The following is a 734-nucleotide window of genomic DNA, read 5'->3' on the forward strand; positions in this document are numbered from 1 at the left end:
AGTTCACCAATGACGTGCAGATAATTGCGGAGTTGATCGAGAAGGACAGCTGGCGTCCGGATTTCATAGTTGGAATTGGTAGGGGAGGACTGGTTCCTGGAACGTATCTCTCGCACCGACTCGACCTGCCGCTGCTATCTGTGGATCATAGCTCGAAGGTTCATATGTTTTCGGATTCACTTCTCGCCCATCTGGCAAGGTGCATCGTCGACGGGGAGCGGTTTCTTTTTGTCGATGACATCAACGACAGCGGAGGGACGATCGGTCGGTTCAAGAATGCGCTGGGTCAAGGTGGGCAATCAAGTCTAAGTGTCCGCTTCGCAGTATTTATAAGCAACACCGTTTCCAGCCAATCGGTCGATTATGCGGCGCGCAACATCAACCGAGATCATGACAAGCGATGGTTCATCTTTCCCTGGGGAGAGTTGGCCTCACGTGCTGCACAAGAGCGCGATGCAATGGAGCAACCCGAGCGTCTTGCTTCTCGCCGCTGATGAGCCGTGGCTTAGAACTAGTCATGACGTGATGGGCTTGATGTGTGGGCGACCCCTGCGGTGCAAAAGGTTTCGTGCAGCGATGAGCACCGGTCGAGTGCATCCATATGTTCGGCCTGTTGGTGCAGCACCGCATGGCTGCTGGCCCTGATGAAGTCCGCGGATCTGATTCTTAATCACGTCATCGCGCTCAAAGCGCTTTGCTTCCTTGGGCTTGCTCGAGCCCCCGATCCTATCAAG

General features: G+C 54.6%; 1 protein-coding gene. It reads left to right on the plus strand.

The window, feature by feature from the left end:
• The coding region (locus AACY49_RS29770) for a phosphoribosyltransferase (protein ID WP_339527766.1) at positions 1 to 494 on the plus strand (494 nt) is incomplete at its 5' end.
• Positions 495 to 734: the final 240 nt, after the last annotated feature.

Origin of the sequence: Pseudomonas sp. EL_65y_Pfl2_R96 (assembly GCF_963970905.1) — a bacterium.
Lineage (GTDB): Bacteria > Pseudomonadota > Gammaproteobacteria > Pseudomonadales > Pseudomonadaceae > Aquipseudomonas.